At 44.6% G+C, this 14,772-nt stretch carries 15 protein-coding genes; 13 read left to right on the top strand and 2 right to left on the bottom strand.

Going from position 1 to position 14,772, the window contains the following annotated elements; all coding sequences use genetic code 11:
• Nucleotides 1-14 precede the first annotated feature (14 nt).
• The 8 genes from M0415_RS20185 (at nucleotide 15) to M0415_RS20220 (ending at nucleotide 6,133) form a co-directional block, all read left to right on the top strand.
• Nucleotides 15-671, top strand: coding sequence for an IncC plasmid conjugative DNA transfer DtrJ family protein (locus M0415_RS20185; RefSeq protein ID WP_123115267.1), 657 nt, complete (start codon nucleotides 15-17; stop codon nucleotides 669-671).
• A 14-nt stretch (nucleotides 672-685) separates the two neighbouring features.
• A complete protein-coding gene (locus M0415_RS20190) occupies nucleotides 686-1,687 on the top strand; it encodes a S49 family peptidase (RefSeq protein WP_123115266.1) in 1,002 nt (333 codons plus the stop codon).
• 94 nt (nucleotides 1,688-1,781) lie between these two features.
• Nucleotides 1,782-2,117: a hypothetical protein gene (locus M0415_RS20195; RefSeq protein WP_123115265.1), complete on the top strand. Its 336-nt coding sequence runs from the start codon at nucleotides 1,782-1,784 to the stop codon at nucleotides 2,115-2,117.
• 150 nt (nucleotides 2,118-2,267) lie between these two features.
• Nucleotides 2,268-2,552, top strand: a complete 285-nt coding sequence (gene traL, locus M0415_RS20200; RefSeq protein WP_123115264.1) for a type IV conjugative transfer system protein TraL — start codon at nucleotides 2,268-2,270, stop codon at nucleotides 2,550-2,552.
• On the top strand, nucleotides 2,552-3,232 hold the full coding sequence (locus M0415_RS20205) for a TraE/TraK family type IV conjugative transfer system protein (protein ID WP_123115263.1): 681 nt from the start codon (nucleotides 2,552-2,554) through the stop codon (nucleotides 3,230-3,232). Before traL ends, M0415_RS20205 begins: the two co-directional genes overlap by 1 nt.
• Nucleotides 3,229-4,329, top strand: coding sequence for a TraK domain-containing protein (locus M0415_RS20210; protein ID WP_123115262.1), 1,101 nt, complete (start codon nucleotides 3,229-3,231; stop codon nucleotides 4,327-4,329). The genes M0415_RS20205 and M0415_RS20210 overlap by 4 nt, the downstream gene beginning before the upstream one ends.
• A gap of 2 nt (nucleotides 4,330-4,331) precedes the next feature.
• Complete coding sequence (locus tag M0415_RS20215) at nucleotides 4,332-5,666, top strand: TrbI/VirB10 family protein (protein WP_123115261.1); 1,335 nt, start codon at nucleotides 4,332-4,334, stop codon at nucleotides 5,664-5,666.
• Between the two features lie 2 nt (nucleotides 5,667-5,668).
• On the top strand, nucleotides 5,669-6,133 hold the full coding sequence (locus M0415_RS20220; protein WP_123115260.1) for a hypothetical protein: 465 nt from the start codon (nucleotides 5,669-5,671) through the stop codon (nucleotides 6,131-6,133).
• A gap of 27 nt (nucleotides 6,134-6,160) precedes the next feature.
• Here the strand turns inward: M0415_RS20220 and M0415_RS20225 are convergent, their stop codons facing one another.
• Both M0415_RS20225 and M0415_RS20230 read right to left on the bottom strand, forming a co-directional pair.
• A complete protein-coding gene (locus M0415_RS20225) occupies nucleotides 6,161-6,409 on the bottom strand; it encodes a hypothetical protein (RefSeq protein ID WP_123115259.1) in 249 nt (82 codons plus the stop codon).
• A 13-nt stretch (nucleotides 6,410-6,422) separates the two neighbouring features.
• Nucleotides 6,423-6,812 carry a hypothetical protein gene (locus tag M0415_RS20230; RefSeq protein WP_123115258.1) on the bottom strand — a complete coding sequence of 130 codons (390 nt, stop codon included), beginning with the start codon at nucleotides 6,810-6,812 and terminating at the stop codon, nucleotides 6,423-6,425.
• 193 nt (nucleotides 6,813-7,005) lie between these two features.
• Here M0415_RS20230 and M0415_RS20235 point away from each other — a divergent pair, with 193 nt between their 5' ends.
• From M0415_RS20235 to M0415_RS20255, 5 genes are all read left to right on the top strand, one after another.
• Entirely contained in the window at nucleotides 7,006-7,758 is a 753-nt protein-coding gene (locus tag M0415_RS20235; RefSeq protein WP_249556666.1) for a thioredoxin fold domain-containing protein, read from the top strand.
• Complete coding sequence (locus tag M0415_RS20240) at nucleotides 7,755-8,615, top strand: thioredoxin domain-containing protein (protein ID WP_123115256.1); 861 nt, start codon at nucleotides 7,755-7,757, stop codon at nucleotides 8,613-8,615. Before M0415_RS20235 ends, M0415_RS20240 begins: the two co-directional genes overlap by 4 nt.
• Nucleotides 8,612-9,448 (top strand): TraV family lipoprotein, encoded by an 837-nt coding sequence (locus M0415_RS20245; RefSeq protein ID WP_123115255.1) that lies wholly within the window; start codon nucleotides 8,612-8,614, stop codon nucleotides 9,446-9,448. The genes M0415_RS20240 and M0415_RS20245 overlap by 4 nt, the downstream gene beginning before the upstream one ends.
• Entirely contained in the window at nucleotides 9,448-12,060 is a 2,613-nt protein-coding gene (locus tag M0415_RS20250; protein WP_123115254.1) for a TraC family protein, read from the top strand. Before M0415_RS20245 ends, M0415_RS20250 begins: the two co-directional genes overlap by 1 nt.
• A gap of 783 nt (nucleotides 12,061-12,843) precedes the next feature.
• A complete protein-coding gene (locus M0415_RS20255) occupies nucleotides 12,844-13,911 on the top strand; it encodes a replication initiation protein (RefSeq protein ID WP_086903435.1) in 1,068 nt (355 codons plus the stop codon).
• Nucleotides 13,912-14,772 lie beyond the last annotated feature (861 nt).

Consider the following 14,772-nt stretch of genomic DNA (forward strand, 5'->3'; position numbering starts at 1 on the left):
AGGATTGCTAACTGATGGCTGAACTAGTCAAAGAACATGGGGCAACCAAGCTGCTAGGGGTTATCCTACTGATTTTCACCCTTTCACTGATTGTGGTACTGGCGTTTGTGCCAAGCAATACTTTTCAACAACAAATGGAGACAGAGGTCAAATCTCTATCGTTGCTGCTCAACAATACACGGTGGAGCTATGTCACCAACGACGTATCGGTGAACTACTTCAAATACTACGAAAACTCAGGGTTACGAGAAAAGGTCGATCAAACGTTAACCCCAAAAGGAGACTATAAATTAAAGCAAATCGTGCAGAACTATAAGGGAGAAACTGTTCTAAAAAGGGCTGCCACAAACATCCACATTATGACTTACCAGATCATCTATAGGATCACAGTGATCCAATTTTGGCTCTGGATGATGCTGCCAATGTTGTTTGCCATGATTTACGAGGGTTACACCGCAAGACAGATAAGACTCTACGAACCCGAGCAGATCTCAATAAAAGGGAGCAGGTTTTGGACTCGTTCACTCGTCTACCTAGTAATCATCACTTTCACCTACCTGGTGTTACCAAACCTCCTGGGCCAGTACGCCCCCTGGTACCCGGTCGCAACATTGTTTCTCACTGGATACGCAATCCGAAACACAGTGAAAAACTACATGAAAATTGCTTGAGGAATCATATAATTATGGATAAGAATGCAGAACATGAGCTACTGTCGGTTGCCAAGGACATTTTAAAGGTCTACAAGCGAACCACCTATGGCAAAGTTGGGTTGTTAGCCTTTGTCATTGCCCTGGGGCTCGCTACAAACCTCATCAATAATTTCAATGTCGAAGCTCAACACATAGCGGTAGTGAACATCAACGGTGAGTTAGGTGGCGGGTTTAATGACAATGAGACCAGTTCTGGCAATACCATTGCGGCAAAAATAGTGGAAGCACTGAATAATAAGAAATCATCAATGTTAGTGATCAACGCCGACTCCCCCGGCGGATCACCTACGGACTCTCAGGTCATCGCCGAAACCCTGATCGAATACAAACTGGCCCGCGGGGAGCTGAGCCCAAAGCTGCAAGGCGAAATCCAGACCAAACTAAACGCAGCCTTCCCCAATTTTGAAGAACATCCTACAACTTCAGAAGCATTGAGTGGTGACTTATCACGCAAACCAATTGTCGCTGTTGTAGGTAAACAATGTGCCTCTGCTTGCGTCCAAGCTATCATTCACGCGGATTTCATAGTAGCCCAGCAAGCATCGATGTTTGGCAACATCGGGGTAAGGATCGATAGCCTCAACTGGTCTTCCTTAGCAGAGAAGATAGGCGTAACCAACGTCACTCTGACATCCGGCGAGAACAAGGACATGCTTAATCCATGGCTCCCGCTGAACAATGAACAGATGCAGCTGGCGAACTCTACTTTACTTCAGCCAGTGTTTAACCAATTCAAAAAGGATGTGAAAACCGGTAGAAATGGCAAGCTCAAAGTTACAGATGATGTTTTATTCACTGGTCTAGTTTGGACTGGAGAGCAAAGCAAAGAATTGGGCCTTGTTGACGCGACAAGCAATGGAGTCAAAGTGCAACGAGCCCTGGAATCGTGGGCTGGGGTCAAGTACAAGGCCTACACTCATAAGCAGTTTAGCCTCTCTTCATTCCTGGTAAGTAAGCTCGGTATAACGTGGTAAAAATTAAGATGTTCATTTTGAGCATTGAAACGTAATGCACAGATATTTCGCGATGCTAAATTGATGTTGTTTTAACAACTCGGGAATACGATTCATGGAAAACACAATTGCTTTACCTCGTTACGAGTCAACCGCTGTCGGATTAAATTTTAAAATTCTCGCGGTTGTCGCTTTATTTGTGGTTGGTCTGCTGCTTTCAATTGATGCTACTGCTGGTACCGGCGGTGCTGCTTTTACTTCTATCTGGACGGAGATCTCTGGCTGGGCTGATGGTGTGCCGGGCAAGATCATCACCCTATTGGCTTTCTTTGCTTCTCTTTTTAACGTGCTTAAGCAAAACTACTATCTGGCAGTCGGTGCCTTTCTCGGTGGTATGTTATTGAGCCAATCAGTTCAGATCATCAACATCTTCCTCACTGGTACCATCTAAGTTCTACCTACTCATTCTGTTTGATAGAAGGCCGCTCATTGAGCGGCCTTTCTGTATCAGTTCAATGCTCAAAATGAACACTGAAACCGATGTGTTTTTTATTCAAAGCATCAAAATAAGTGTCAGTTATACACAGCACAGGGTTCTGCCATGAATACATATCGAGTACCAAGACGAATTAACGACCCATTGATAGTATTTTTTGTCACTCTCGATCAGTTCATTCCAATTTTTATCGCTTTGATTTTGGGATACACCTTCAAGGCGGCAGTTGAGGCAACCCTTTTTGCTTTCATGTATTTCAAAATCACTAACTACTTCACTACCAATCACCCTCGTGGATATGTCGAACATGCACTTTGGTATTGGGGGCTCATGCCTTTGAAACTTGGTAGCAAAGCGGCCGATCCTTTGAAACGGGAGTTTATTAAATAATGTCACTACTCAGAAATATGTCCGAGATCAAGACGTCTCTTAAGGAAGCGATTTCTGTACGGAATATCACACTGTTGAGTAATCTGCTCTTAAGTATCGGTGTTCTACTGTTCGCGATAAGGTTTATCACCTTTGAGCCCGGCGCCATAGCCTTGCCAAACGCCCCGTTGACTGACGTCATTGAGGTAAAGGGTGACTGGGCAAACTCTGGCTTCAAAAAAGGCCACGCCACGGCATTTTCTGAGCTAATAGGCAATGTCAGTAATGCCAACATCAACCTAGTGAAGGAGCGCTTTTTAGCAGCTAGTACGCCTAACCTCAGGGATCAGTTTCAAGACGAAATTGACCGCCAAATTAGTATTATCAATGCGCGAAAACTAAAGCAGAAGTTTACGTTTGAGGATATTTACTTCGATGAATACCAAGATGTGGTATGGGTTTGGGGGCAAAGGGAGATCACCATTCCAAACCAAACCCCAATGAAAAAGACGTGGACGTATGAGTACCGTATTGGGGTTTCCGCCGGTATGCCTAAAATCTCATATTTCAAACAATACCCAGGCAAGCCAAATACCCGCCAACGTAAAGTTCCTTCAGCAGATTCAATTCCTGAATTAACAGAAGAAATGCGTGATGGTTTAGAAGCTAGTGGCTCTCAAGTTAAGGAGTTAAAAGAATGAGCAACAACCTGAAACTAACCTCCCTGCTGTTAGGGCTCTATGTAAGTCATGCAGTTGCTGCTGATCCCCAAATCCCTAACTCTGAAGTGGATTCTTTTACTTTACCCATTCAGACATCGAGTGCTCGACTACCAGCTGAAAAAATCAACAGGCAAAGCCCTGTCGCCTTCATTTTTGACTCTTTGAAGTCTGAGGTGCCAGATGACAATCGGCTACCAGCACAACCTACCGTTGACGGTTACGGCCGTCCAATGCAAGTAGCTATTAACGAGTCGGGAAACTCCTTTAGTGATTCACTACGCGCCAGTTATAAACCTGTACAGGATTACGAGCTTAAGCCTGGAGATAACATAGCTGTTGCAGTCGCTGCTGGGTTGATGAACCGGATTAAAACTAACTTCTCCATGGTGGCTATCCGCACATCAGATGACCAGTCCATCATAGAGGCGTCAGACGGCTATATTTACATCACCACTAACTCAATGGCACCCGTAGGTATCATGGTGTACGAGGAAGGGTTACCAGAAACTGCTATCTCTTTGGTGTTACAGCCTGACAACAATCCACCAGCAATGATAAACGTCGATGTGAAACTCTCCCCTTCACAAAAATATAAGATCGCTCAACGCAAAAGAGAGCGCGCAAGACTGGAAAAAATCGATAGTCTTGCCAGCGTTCCCCAGGAAGAGTTGGGTCTCGAATCTCATGTTAGCAGAATGAAGGCCTTACTATTACCAATCGCTCAGAATAACATCCCCACTGGATTCACCGAATCAGTTGAGATCCCCAGAACCCTCCGCCAACCTTGCTCGGTGGCCATTAGACAAAAAACAGCTCAACGCTATGTGGGCTCCAGGGAGTATATCGACGTAGTAGTCCTATATAACCAAACTGATTACGCGTATCAGATCAAGGAAGAACAATGCCTGAGTAGAGATGCTTTAGCAGTCGCTTTTGTAGACCAAGCGATTTTACAGCCCTATGAGTCCACTGAGGTGTATATCGTCCGGGACAAACTGTATGTAGAGAAATTAGAGAAGAGCAATCGTCGTCGGCAGATCAGCGCGGCAGAACTCGGACTTACTGGGGGAGAATAGTTATGACATCGATTGCAATCAAAGAGTTTTTTGCTGATCCCAAAAAACGTCAGTTGTTCATTTGGGGTGGAATTCTACTCTTCTTGTACATCATGGTTCCAATTTTCTTCAAGTCTGACAACAAGCCCAAGCTGATAGGCCAGGACACTACCGGCACAGAGTTTTTCTCTGTAGCTGAAGTAGAGCAAATGGAAGAGAAAAAGACCAAGGAGCTATTTAACCAACTGTCAGCAGATGCTCAAAACCGAGAAGTTGCTGCTTTCAACCAGGAACAGCGCCTCAAGGACCGTGAAAAACGCATGGAAATGGAGCTCTCCAAAATGCGTAACGACATGGCTCAGCAAAAACAATGGCTAGAGCAGTTGAAACAGGAGTTGATGAATAACAAAACTCCTATTGACGCCGGCGCCAGTAATTCTGACGTAAATGGTAATGTCATCCGACACGATCCCAATGCAACTGTAGCTCAAATAGTAGAGCAGCCTCAGACACAGGTGATCACAAGACAACCATTGGTCACAGGAAACATTCTTCGAACTGTAACCCAAGGCAAAGTGCGCTCCGTAAAAGAAACTGGGATGATCGAAGAACAAAACGTAGAAATGGTTACTGTGTCAGAAAACTCACAACAAGTGAAAAGCAATAACCCTCAAACATCCGCGGCCGCAAAAGACGCCAAGGAGAAGAAAGAAGACAATAACAGCACTTGGTTGTCAGCGGGGTCGATTTTGACTGGCACGCTAATCAACGGTATCGATGCCCCCACCTCTGGCGGCCAACAGCAAAAGATGCCAATGCCAGTCCTCGTGCGCTTAAAGCATGAAGCCATCATGCCGAACAACTTCACGCTAGATATACGAGAGTGTTTAGTCATTGGTACCAGTATTGGCGACCTAGCGACTACACGCGCCTTTATACGCGCTGAGACACTCTCCTGCATTACCGAAGATAACCAGGCGATCGAGGTGCCTCTTAACGCCTATGCGGTCGGCCGGGATGGTAAGAACGGCATTGACGGGACTTTGGTAACCAAATCTGGAGGTTTAATGGGTAATGCCATGGCAGCCGGCTTCTTAAGCGGTTTATCAAAGGCAGCGGCGCCTCAGTCGATCAACGTCTTGAATACCACTCCTGGGGAAAAATCTCTGTTTCAAAACACCGACTGGGCCAGTATGGGTCAAAGCGCTGCGCTCAATGGTGCCAGCACTTCATTCGACATGATAGCCAAATACTATTTAGAGTTGGTGGACTCCAGTTGGCCAGTGGTAGAGGTGCTAGGCGGTAGAGAACTGGACTTTATCGTACAACGTGGCTTGGCGCTTAAAACAGGGAAATGAGAATGACTGATAAATCGAAAGGCAAAATGAGTAAGTTTTACTATTTTTTTGTGTTCATTCTAGCGGTACTAAGCGTCGTCCTTATTAGAAATACGCTGGTGGATTGGATTAAAAAACAGGTTCAAGAAGAGTGGGCGGCGGCCGAGGCCAATTCGCCCACGATCAAGGTCATTGATCAAAAAGCCCTGGCAGTCTATTTCCAAACACAAGGGTATGACATCCCAACTCAACTCGAATACATGGACATTCTCAAGATCTTGCTGGAGAGGAGTCATATACTCGCGGTAAACGCTTCAGCCGTGCAATTTGACATCGAGAGTTACAATCTCAGAATCAACTCCATAGATCAGTTACGTTTACAGTTAGAGAAGTTGGGAATCGAGAACCCCCGGAAAGCCAATGAAGAAGAGTATTTGAGAAGGGAAGCCACTCAAAAGGAGATCGTCAGCAGACTATTTGGTGTGTAGCTTCGCTGCATCAAGCCTGTGGTGCAATCAATTAAGGGATTGCACCATCACCAGCAGATCGACTTGAAGTTGGTCAGTATCAAGCCCAAGGTTATGAGTCTTATTACGCGTTTTCATATGCTCGGCCAACCCCTTTTTTAACTCTTTGTCACTATCATAATTCGCAGCAAAGCGCCTAAATGCAGAGAGATGGTAAAAATACTTGTAGATCACCGCCTTTCGCGCTTCTGAGGAAAACGGTTTTGCGTCTACTACTTTAAATGCGCCCAACGTCATTGCTCCTGTACTTCTATTCGTTCTCGGGATCTTGAACATCATTGACGATATTTACTCTGGCCACGGCGACATACGCTTCAGCAATCGCTAGGTATACCACCAAGCAAGCAAATACAATGGTTAAGTAGCCATCTAGCTCATGCATATCGCTTCGTAACGCCAGTTGGCTAAGCCAAAAAATCAAGGCAGCCCACAGTACCGTTCCCTCGCACTTAAGGAAGTAAAGGGCATGACTAGCGGCCATTGCGAAAACGATAAAATCAACGGCTACCAAATACACGAAACTCCCTTCATAGACATAGGAAGCCGCCTTTATATCAATAATCCCCCAACAAAAAATCACTACGGGGAATAGCAGCAGATTACGTAATGCTAAATGTGCCGCCTTCATCTTATCGATCATCGTGTTTATACCTAACTTGTCGTCTGATAAACCACTATTAGAAACCCTCTTGATTAACCCGCAACCGGCCGGATTCTATACTGGTAGCGGTACCCTGTTACCCGATTTCAATGCTCAAAATGAGCATTGAAATGGCATGTGATTTTTGTTGAGTGTGAAAAAATGAGCCCTCTTAATGAAAGGAAACCGTCAGATGCCAAGAACAATTTTGAAGTTAAACCTTCAGCTCCTCGCTGTTTTCGCTGCAGCACTTGCTCTCTTTGCTGGATTAGCTGTTCCAAATGTAATGGCGGCTGATTTAACTGAGCAACAAACCCAATCCAAGTTCGAAAATTTACTCCCTCTTAAAGTCAATAAGGTTAGTAACTCGCCCCTATCTGGTTTTTACCAATTGGAATCTGATAGGGGCATTTTTTATGCGTCCAAAGATGGCAAATTCATCTTCTCAGGGTCACTCCACAATTTTGAAGAAGGGCTATTGAATCTCACCGCGCTCCGTCAGCGTGAACTCGCCAACCAACAGCTTGCAGCATTTGCAGATCAGCTAATCGTGTTTCCTGCAAAACAAGAAAAGTATCGAGTCACGGTATTTACCGACCCAACTTGTGGGTACTGCCGAAAGCTGCACTCTGAAATAGCCGAATACAACAAGTTAGGGATCACCATCGCTTACGCCGCATTTCCTCGGGGTGGTGTGAACTCAGAAATGGACAAAATTCTCAAAGACGTGTGGTGTGCGAAGGATCCAGCTGTAGCGTTGACCAAGGCTAAGAGCGATATAGCACTGGCACATAAAACCTGTGAGAACCCTGTCGATCAGATGTATCGAGTAGGTGAATCACTCGGGATAACTGGCACCCCCGCCCTGCTGCTGCCTAATGGTGAGTTAGCACCAGGCTATGTTCCCGCTCGTCAATTATTACAAACATTGGAGAATGCAGGATGATAAAGCAGTCTTGTAAAGCCGTGCTGTGGTTAAGCGGCATTTTGTTTACCCTTCAGGCCAATGCCAGTTTAGATCTCGAACAAGCAGCAAAGCTCAAAGAATCAGAGGCCAAGATCCAATCTTCCTTCAGTGATGAAATTAAAACGATGATGGATAGTCTAGGCGATATTGAAGTCGTAAAGATGCTGCCAATCAAGAACGTCATGCTCATTCAGCTGAAAGATAAACCGCCAATGTTCATTTCTTCCAATGGGCGTTTTTTGATTGATGGAGACATAAAAGATTTGTGGGCGATGCAGCAGGTAAAAACCGCTGAACAAGCCGATGCTACTTGGTTGTTACATCTAGACAAGTTTGGGGATGGCAAGCTAATGGAAAAGCTGGCGGTGATCCCATTCGGTAACCAAAACCTGCCGAAACAAGCGCGTGTTTTTGTCAGCCCAACGGCCTCAGAATCACAAGCATTTATCAAAGAGCTGGATCCCAGCAAGGTCAATTTAGACCTCATTATCATGCCGCATCAAAAGGGAGCCATTACACCTGCCTTAAAAGCTTGGTGTGGTTACTCAACAACAGACTCGATTCAGATCCTTATGTCAGGAGAGACAGAAGGCGTCGCCCAACGTGATTGTTCAGAAGAAGATTTGAAAAGAGTGATGACCCCGATGTTAATGGCGATGTATCTGGACATCGACAAGGTGCCATATTTCGTGCGTATCGATGGCAAACGCGTCGCAGGTGTTCCTAAGAAATATCTAGAGTGGTTGGAGAACTCACCCAAAGATGAGGCCCAGGAACCCAACGAATCTGATGATAACGGTGAGAAATCAGCTACAACTACGGAGCAAGCAGAATGAAAAAGTCCATACTCCTGAGCAGCCTTGGGGCTGCTGTCTTGTTGGCATCTGGATGTTCAATGCAGGTTGGAGAAGATGAGTTTGCCTGTCCCAACAGTGGTAAAGGCGCCACTTGTTCATCGTCACGTCAAATTTATGAATTAACCAACAACCGGGATAACCTTGAGGGTTTGAACGTCTCGATGGGAAAAATACAAGGTAGAGTGGATGCTAATGGGGAGGTGATTCCCTTTGACGACGGTACATACAATTCCACCACGACAAGCAAAACCCAAACTGGTAGTGCCCCTGCCTTTCCACAAGATACCTCATATGATCCTGATAGTTTGAATCCCGTTCCAGTACGCCAGGAAGTCCAATCCACTGCGGCCAATGCTGACTTAACTGATCTCGGTCGAGCTCGAAATGACGTTTACAAGCCGGTAAATCTTCTGCGCCAAGATGAGTTGCCAGCAGCCGAACTAGTCGCAGAGCCGAAGAATCGTACTTTCGGCGCCGTTCAGGGAGTTCAAGATGAACATGGCAAGCTCATGGTACGCAGGCAATCACCTATGGCGTTAGCCCCTGAGCCACTCGCGGTTCTCCAACAGCCAAAAACCATGCGGATATTGATTTCATCATGGACCGACAAGGACGGTGATTTGCACATGCCAGGCTTTGTTTATGTCGAAGTCGAACCTAAAAAGTGGGTTGTGGGTGAACAAGCTAATGATCGCCCAGGGCGAATTGTCCCGCTGCAAATTCAACAAACCAGCCAAGAAGAGTTACGCCGGCAGGAAAAAGCTAAATCTGGGTATAGCAGTCTCGGGGTTACCGAAAAAGGGATAAAGTGATGGGCGTATTCTCAAACTACTTTCACAAAGTCAAAGACCTCTCTAGATTTGATCAAGTTGAGGATTTATTTGGTTTTGTTGGCTACGAATCTGACTACTACATCATGGATGGTGGCGGAATGGCTACGGTTTTCGTCTGTAGCCCTGCTCCCGGGCCTATTGAGAAACAGAAAAATGCTCTAGATGCCATTTTCAATAAAGAATACCCGGCTAACACCACCATTCAAACACAGTTGGTCGCCGTACCGGATGTGAGTTATTTCATGCAGCAATTTGAAACAACTCGCGGTAACCGTCTGATGGGTAATGACAATGAGCTAACCACCTCTATGGCAGAGTCATTAGCCAACGATATCGAGGGGAAGGTGTTTAAGGATATGTGCAATGGAGCTCGAATCAGAGATTTCGAATTTTGGTTTACGATTCGGGTACCGACAGCAGAGCAATTGCCAAATAGCCGCGAAGAGCAGCGATATAAAGAGCTGATAGTCGACGTCGAAGAAGGTCTAAGAAGTGGTGGCTTGTTTCCCGCAAAAGCAAAGCCAGAGCACTTACTTTGGCGCCTGCAGTCGTTGTTCAACCCTTCTAAAGATGCGTTATGGCGCAATCCTATCTATAAACCAAACAATAGCCGCTCGTTCGCAAGTCAAATTCTGGAAGATGGTAACTCATTCCATTTTACACCTAACGGAATCGTTACTGGCAAACCTAACGCAGTAGATGAAGCTGGGGGACTAGAGTTTGAAAAAGAAAACCAAACTCATATCAGGATGATGTCACTTGCTAGCACATTTGAGGAGCTACATTTTGGACAAATGCTGGATCTGGTAGGTGACTACCGATACGGGAACGTGGCCCATGGTGACCCTTTCATGATCTCCACGTTAATGCTCTACCCAGAGCAAAGCAAAGCGAGAAGCGATATATCAAACAGTAGAAACTGGTTGATAGGCCAAGCCAAAGGGAAACTGCTCGAGTGGTTCCAAGGACTTGCCGCGCAGAAACAAGACTATGACCAAATGTGGTATGAGTTAGATGAGAAAAAGCGGAAAGTGGTCTTTTCCGGTACGCATGTAACCACCTTCTCTGCAACCGCTGAACGTGCCGATCGCACAGTGGCCAAGATGATCAGGTACTTTGAAACATCTAAAGTCACATTCACAAAAGAAAGCGTTCTCACAGGTCCCCTATTCTTCCAAACCGTCCCTTGTATGATGGACAAGGACTACGCTAACTTCCGCCGGCACTCAATCTACTCATCTGAAGCCATGAGCTACCTAACCCCTCACATGAGCTCTTGGAAAGGGAATACTCACCTTCCGATTGTGCCGATGACCACACGAAACGGACAAATATTCTTCTGGGATCTGTTTAAAACCGATGGCGGTTTCAACTTCATGCTTAGCGCGAAGACTGGCTCCGGTAAATCAGTGTTAGTGAACTACATAGTTAACTGCTATTTGAACTCTGGCGTGAAGACCGGCGGGTCACTTCTTAGAAAGCCTCACGAAAAAAATATGGAGCTAGTTGAGTTCGATGACGGCGCCCAGGTGTTTGTATTGGATAGCGGCCGCTCATATCAAAACTTAGCTGAAATGTTCCAGGACTCTCAGTTCATAGCATTTGATAGTGGCTTTAAATATTCCCTTAATCCATTCAAATCAATCCACTCCTGGTCCAGTTTTACCAAAGATGGTGAAGAGCACGAAGGACAAGGCCCGATGATTCTCACCATGTTTAAAGCCATGGCCGCTCCTAAACACGGTGTTTCTGAATTACAACGTGCTGAAATGATGACTCTACTTACCAATATGTGGAATGAGAACGGGCAGGAGTCTACTGTCACCATGTTCGTGAATATGTGCCTTGAGCATGAACTTGAAGAAATGCGCCAAATCGGTATGCAGCTTCGCATCTTTGCAGAAGGCGGTATCTACGGCGAGCTGTTTTCAAACAAGTACCCACCTATTGATTTCAATGGTCGCTTAGTTGTCATCGAGCTAGAAGAACTTCAAAATGACATTCATCTGCAGTTGGTGGCCATTCTTAGCATCATCTCACAAATCCAGCACAAAATTTTCCAAGGGGGCACTGCCCGCCGGAGCCTCTTCTTGCTAGAGGAAGCCTGGCAATGGATGACTGGTGAGAAAGATGGCGACAAGGGAGCGTTGGTGGAGTTCGTAGGCGACTACCTACAAGCCGCATTCCGTAAGTTTCGTAAAGTTCGTGCCGCAGGCGGGGTGATCAGCCAAAGATTAATGGACTTCACGATGAACCCGGTTGGCCACGCAATTATGGCCAACACTGACTGGAAGTTGTTCCTGGAACAAGATGCTTCAGCAATTGACACTATTCGTGAAAATAAGGCGTTCTCAGCTTCAGATCACCAGTTTGAACTTATGAAGTCGGTCCGTACCAAAAAGGGTTCTTATTCAGAAATCATGATCTTCCACCAACAAATGAGTGAGATCTGTCGATTGGAGCTTGAGCCAGAAACCCTCATGATTTTCTCCACCGACCCGGATGACCGTGAGCTGATGAAGAAATATCGCGCCCTGGGCAATGACGTTAAAGAAGCCGCAAGATTGTCGGTACTGGAGAAACAAAGGTAACGATCAGGATCGGTTCTTTAGCTAAAACTTGTCAATTCCCCCGGAACTAATGACAAAAAAATGTATTTGGAGCGTATCTGAATACATTTTTTTGTTGTGCAGCGGGTACAAAAACATGACCGTAATCGCATAAGGGATTGATAATTAATAAAATCATGCAGTAATCCCGGTGAAGACAGGCAACAATAAAATGTCCTTGAGGCATAAAAGATCACATTCTTGTTGTTAACAACAGCTATGCCCTATTAAGTAATTGAAATAAAAGGAAATGACATAAAACCACCATAACAAGAAAGTGATCGCTAAAAAATGCTCGGAATCGACATATAGAACGATATATCTATTTATAAACAATGACATAAAACATTAAAGGACAAAAAAAAGGATAATGATCAGGCCTATTTCGGCCCATCAAAATGCCAAGAAGATGATCCCAGGATGCCAAATAGATGATCTCAAGATGACGGGAAAATGATCTAAAGGAATAATTACTATTTTTTCAGCAAGTTACAAAACCAGTATGTTAGCGAAGAAGCATTTCCCAATAACAGAGAAATGAAGTCGGAAGTACCATTCGCACAAAAACACAGAGATCTAGTAACAGAAACAGTCACATATCCAGGCCAATATCATGCAATCCAAAACAACGGAATTCGGACTAGTGAAAGACAGAATCGTGTATTTTTGGATGACAAAAACCTGTTTGTAAGAACAACGGATTTGTGTAATATTGAGCTTACTCATTGTGGCAGAATGATTTTGACAATAATACAGGGTTAGAAAATGGCTCGCTCAACTGATGATCCAATGCGCGTAGAACTTGGCCTCCAGGAAACAATGCCTGAGGTGTTCAAAAAATCACATGAACTTATCTTTTCTCGTCAACGATTGTCGTCTCATGAACAAAACGTTTTCAATCTTATGATCGCTCATATGCGAGAAGACCATTGGGCGGGCCAAACCCCCTCTTACGAATTCCCTGCACAAACACTTAGTGATTGGTTTGATATTAAATCAAACCACTTGAGCTCTACGTTGGCACCGGTAGCGGACCGATTAGCAACCAGGACTGTCGGTTTTGTGAATGAAGATACACAGGAATGGGACTACTTGCCGCTCCTATCGAGAATCCGATACAAAAACGGAAAGCTCACCATTATCCCTAACCCCCAGTTGAAAGAGCAGTACATAGACCACCAGAAAAAGGGATACGCCCTCATTAACCGGAAGCCTCTATACCGTCTCAGACGTACCTATAGTAAGCGCCTCTATGAAATGATCTCTCGATTCAAAGATACCGGCTTTAAGCAGCGCCCCCTTAAGATTCTGGAGCTGAAAGGGTATCTGGGTCTTTTAGATGAAAATGGGAACCTGAGTAAAGAGCATAAGAGTCTTGAGCCCACGGGCGTTTTCATTAAACGCTGTGTAGCTGATGCTTTTGAGGAAATAGCTGAGGTCTGCAAGCATGAGCTAATGCTTTTCAAGAGCGACTCAGGACAATTGGGCTATAGCCTAGTTAAGAAAGGTAGAACTACCGTTGCCATTAAGTTTCACTATAAATGGATGGCCGGCAAGATCAGCATGAGTGAAGATACAGCTAAAAAGACAATTAGCACGCTTGAGACCAAGCTCAGGATCAAACGAGAAGAGCTGAACATCGAGGAATTGACCTTGCTAGCTGAAGCATATCAAGTGCTTGGCGACCCGGACACTGCTAGCGAGATCTACATGCGCGTTGAGCAAAGGCAGCAAGAAAAGGTTATAGAGCCTGAGGTTAAGGCCAAAGAAGAGAAAGAGTCGTTCTTGGATAAGATTAGGCAGATGAAAGAAATGAACGATGTTAGTTACTGAGCCTAAGATACGATGACGATAATATGATCTCTTTAGCGACGTTTAAATGATCTTTAAGCCAACATTAAAACGATCACGAGGAGAACATAAAAATGATCCTGCGCTGTCATTACAATAGTCATTTTTCACCTCAACTCTTATAAGTTAACAAGTAAATGTGATCCAGAAAACGAAAAAATGATCTAATCCTTGCTAAATCGGGTGGTTTTCGTTCAAAACCATTGAAAAGTGGTCATATTTTAGACTTGTGGATAAGTGGCAACATACAAATGATCTTCAATAACACGATAAAGATCCTTTTTAACACTAAAACGATCCCTAAAAACAGCTAAATGATCGTTTTTGACAACAGATTGATCGTAAATGACAGTTTTATGAAAAGGTTACATTTTTTTGTTCTCATAAAGCACTGTTTATAAAGAGGTTTTTCAAGAAATCATCATCCCCTATAGATCTTATAGTTTCTATATTTTTGATATTATATATAGATCTTATAAAGAAAATTTTCCTATAGCATGAAAAGAAATTGCCTCGTTATCCTATCTCGTTAGATGCATGACTCTACCGGAAACACTTGAGAATATTGACTACCAAGTAGCCAATAAGGAAATTGAACGAATGGATCAGCAGGACGATAAACCACAAACTGTTAAGGTGCTCGATCATGTTCGCTAATACTTCAAGCAGATTAGGCCAACACAGGCCAATTGCTAAAAGAAAGATGAGTAAGATCGCCATCCCCTTGGCACCATTTTGAAGATCTACTCTACTCGGTACCGAATGCAAGATCACTGAGTAGATAAAAAATCCCCATAAAGTCACCAAATAGCCATTTTGGGGCGATAAGTGTATTGCCATAGC

It is taken from the genome of Shewanella sp. 10B (assembly GCF_023475885.1).
In the GTDB taxonomy this organism is placed as follows: Bacteria; Pseudomonadota; Gammaproteobacteria; order Enterobacterales; family Shewanellaceae; genus Shewanella; species Shewanella mangrovisoli.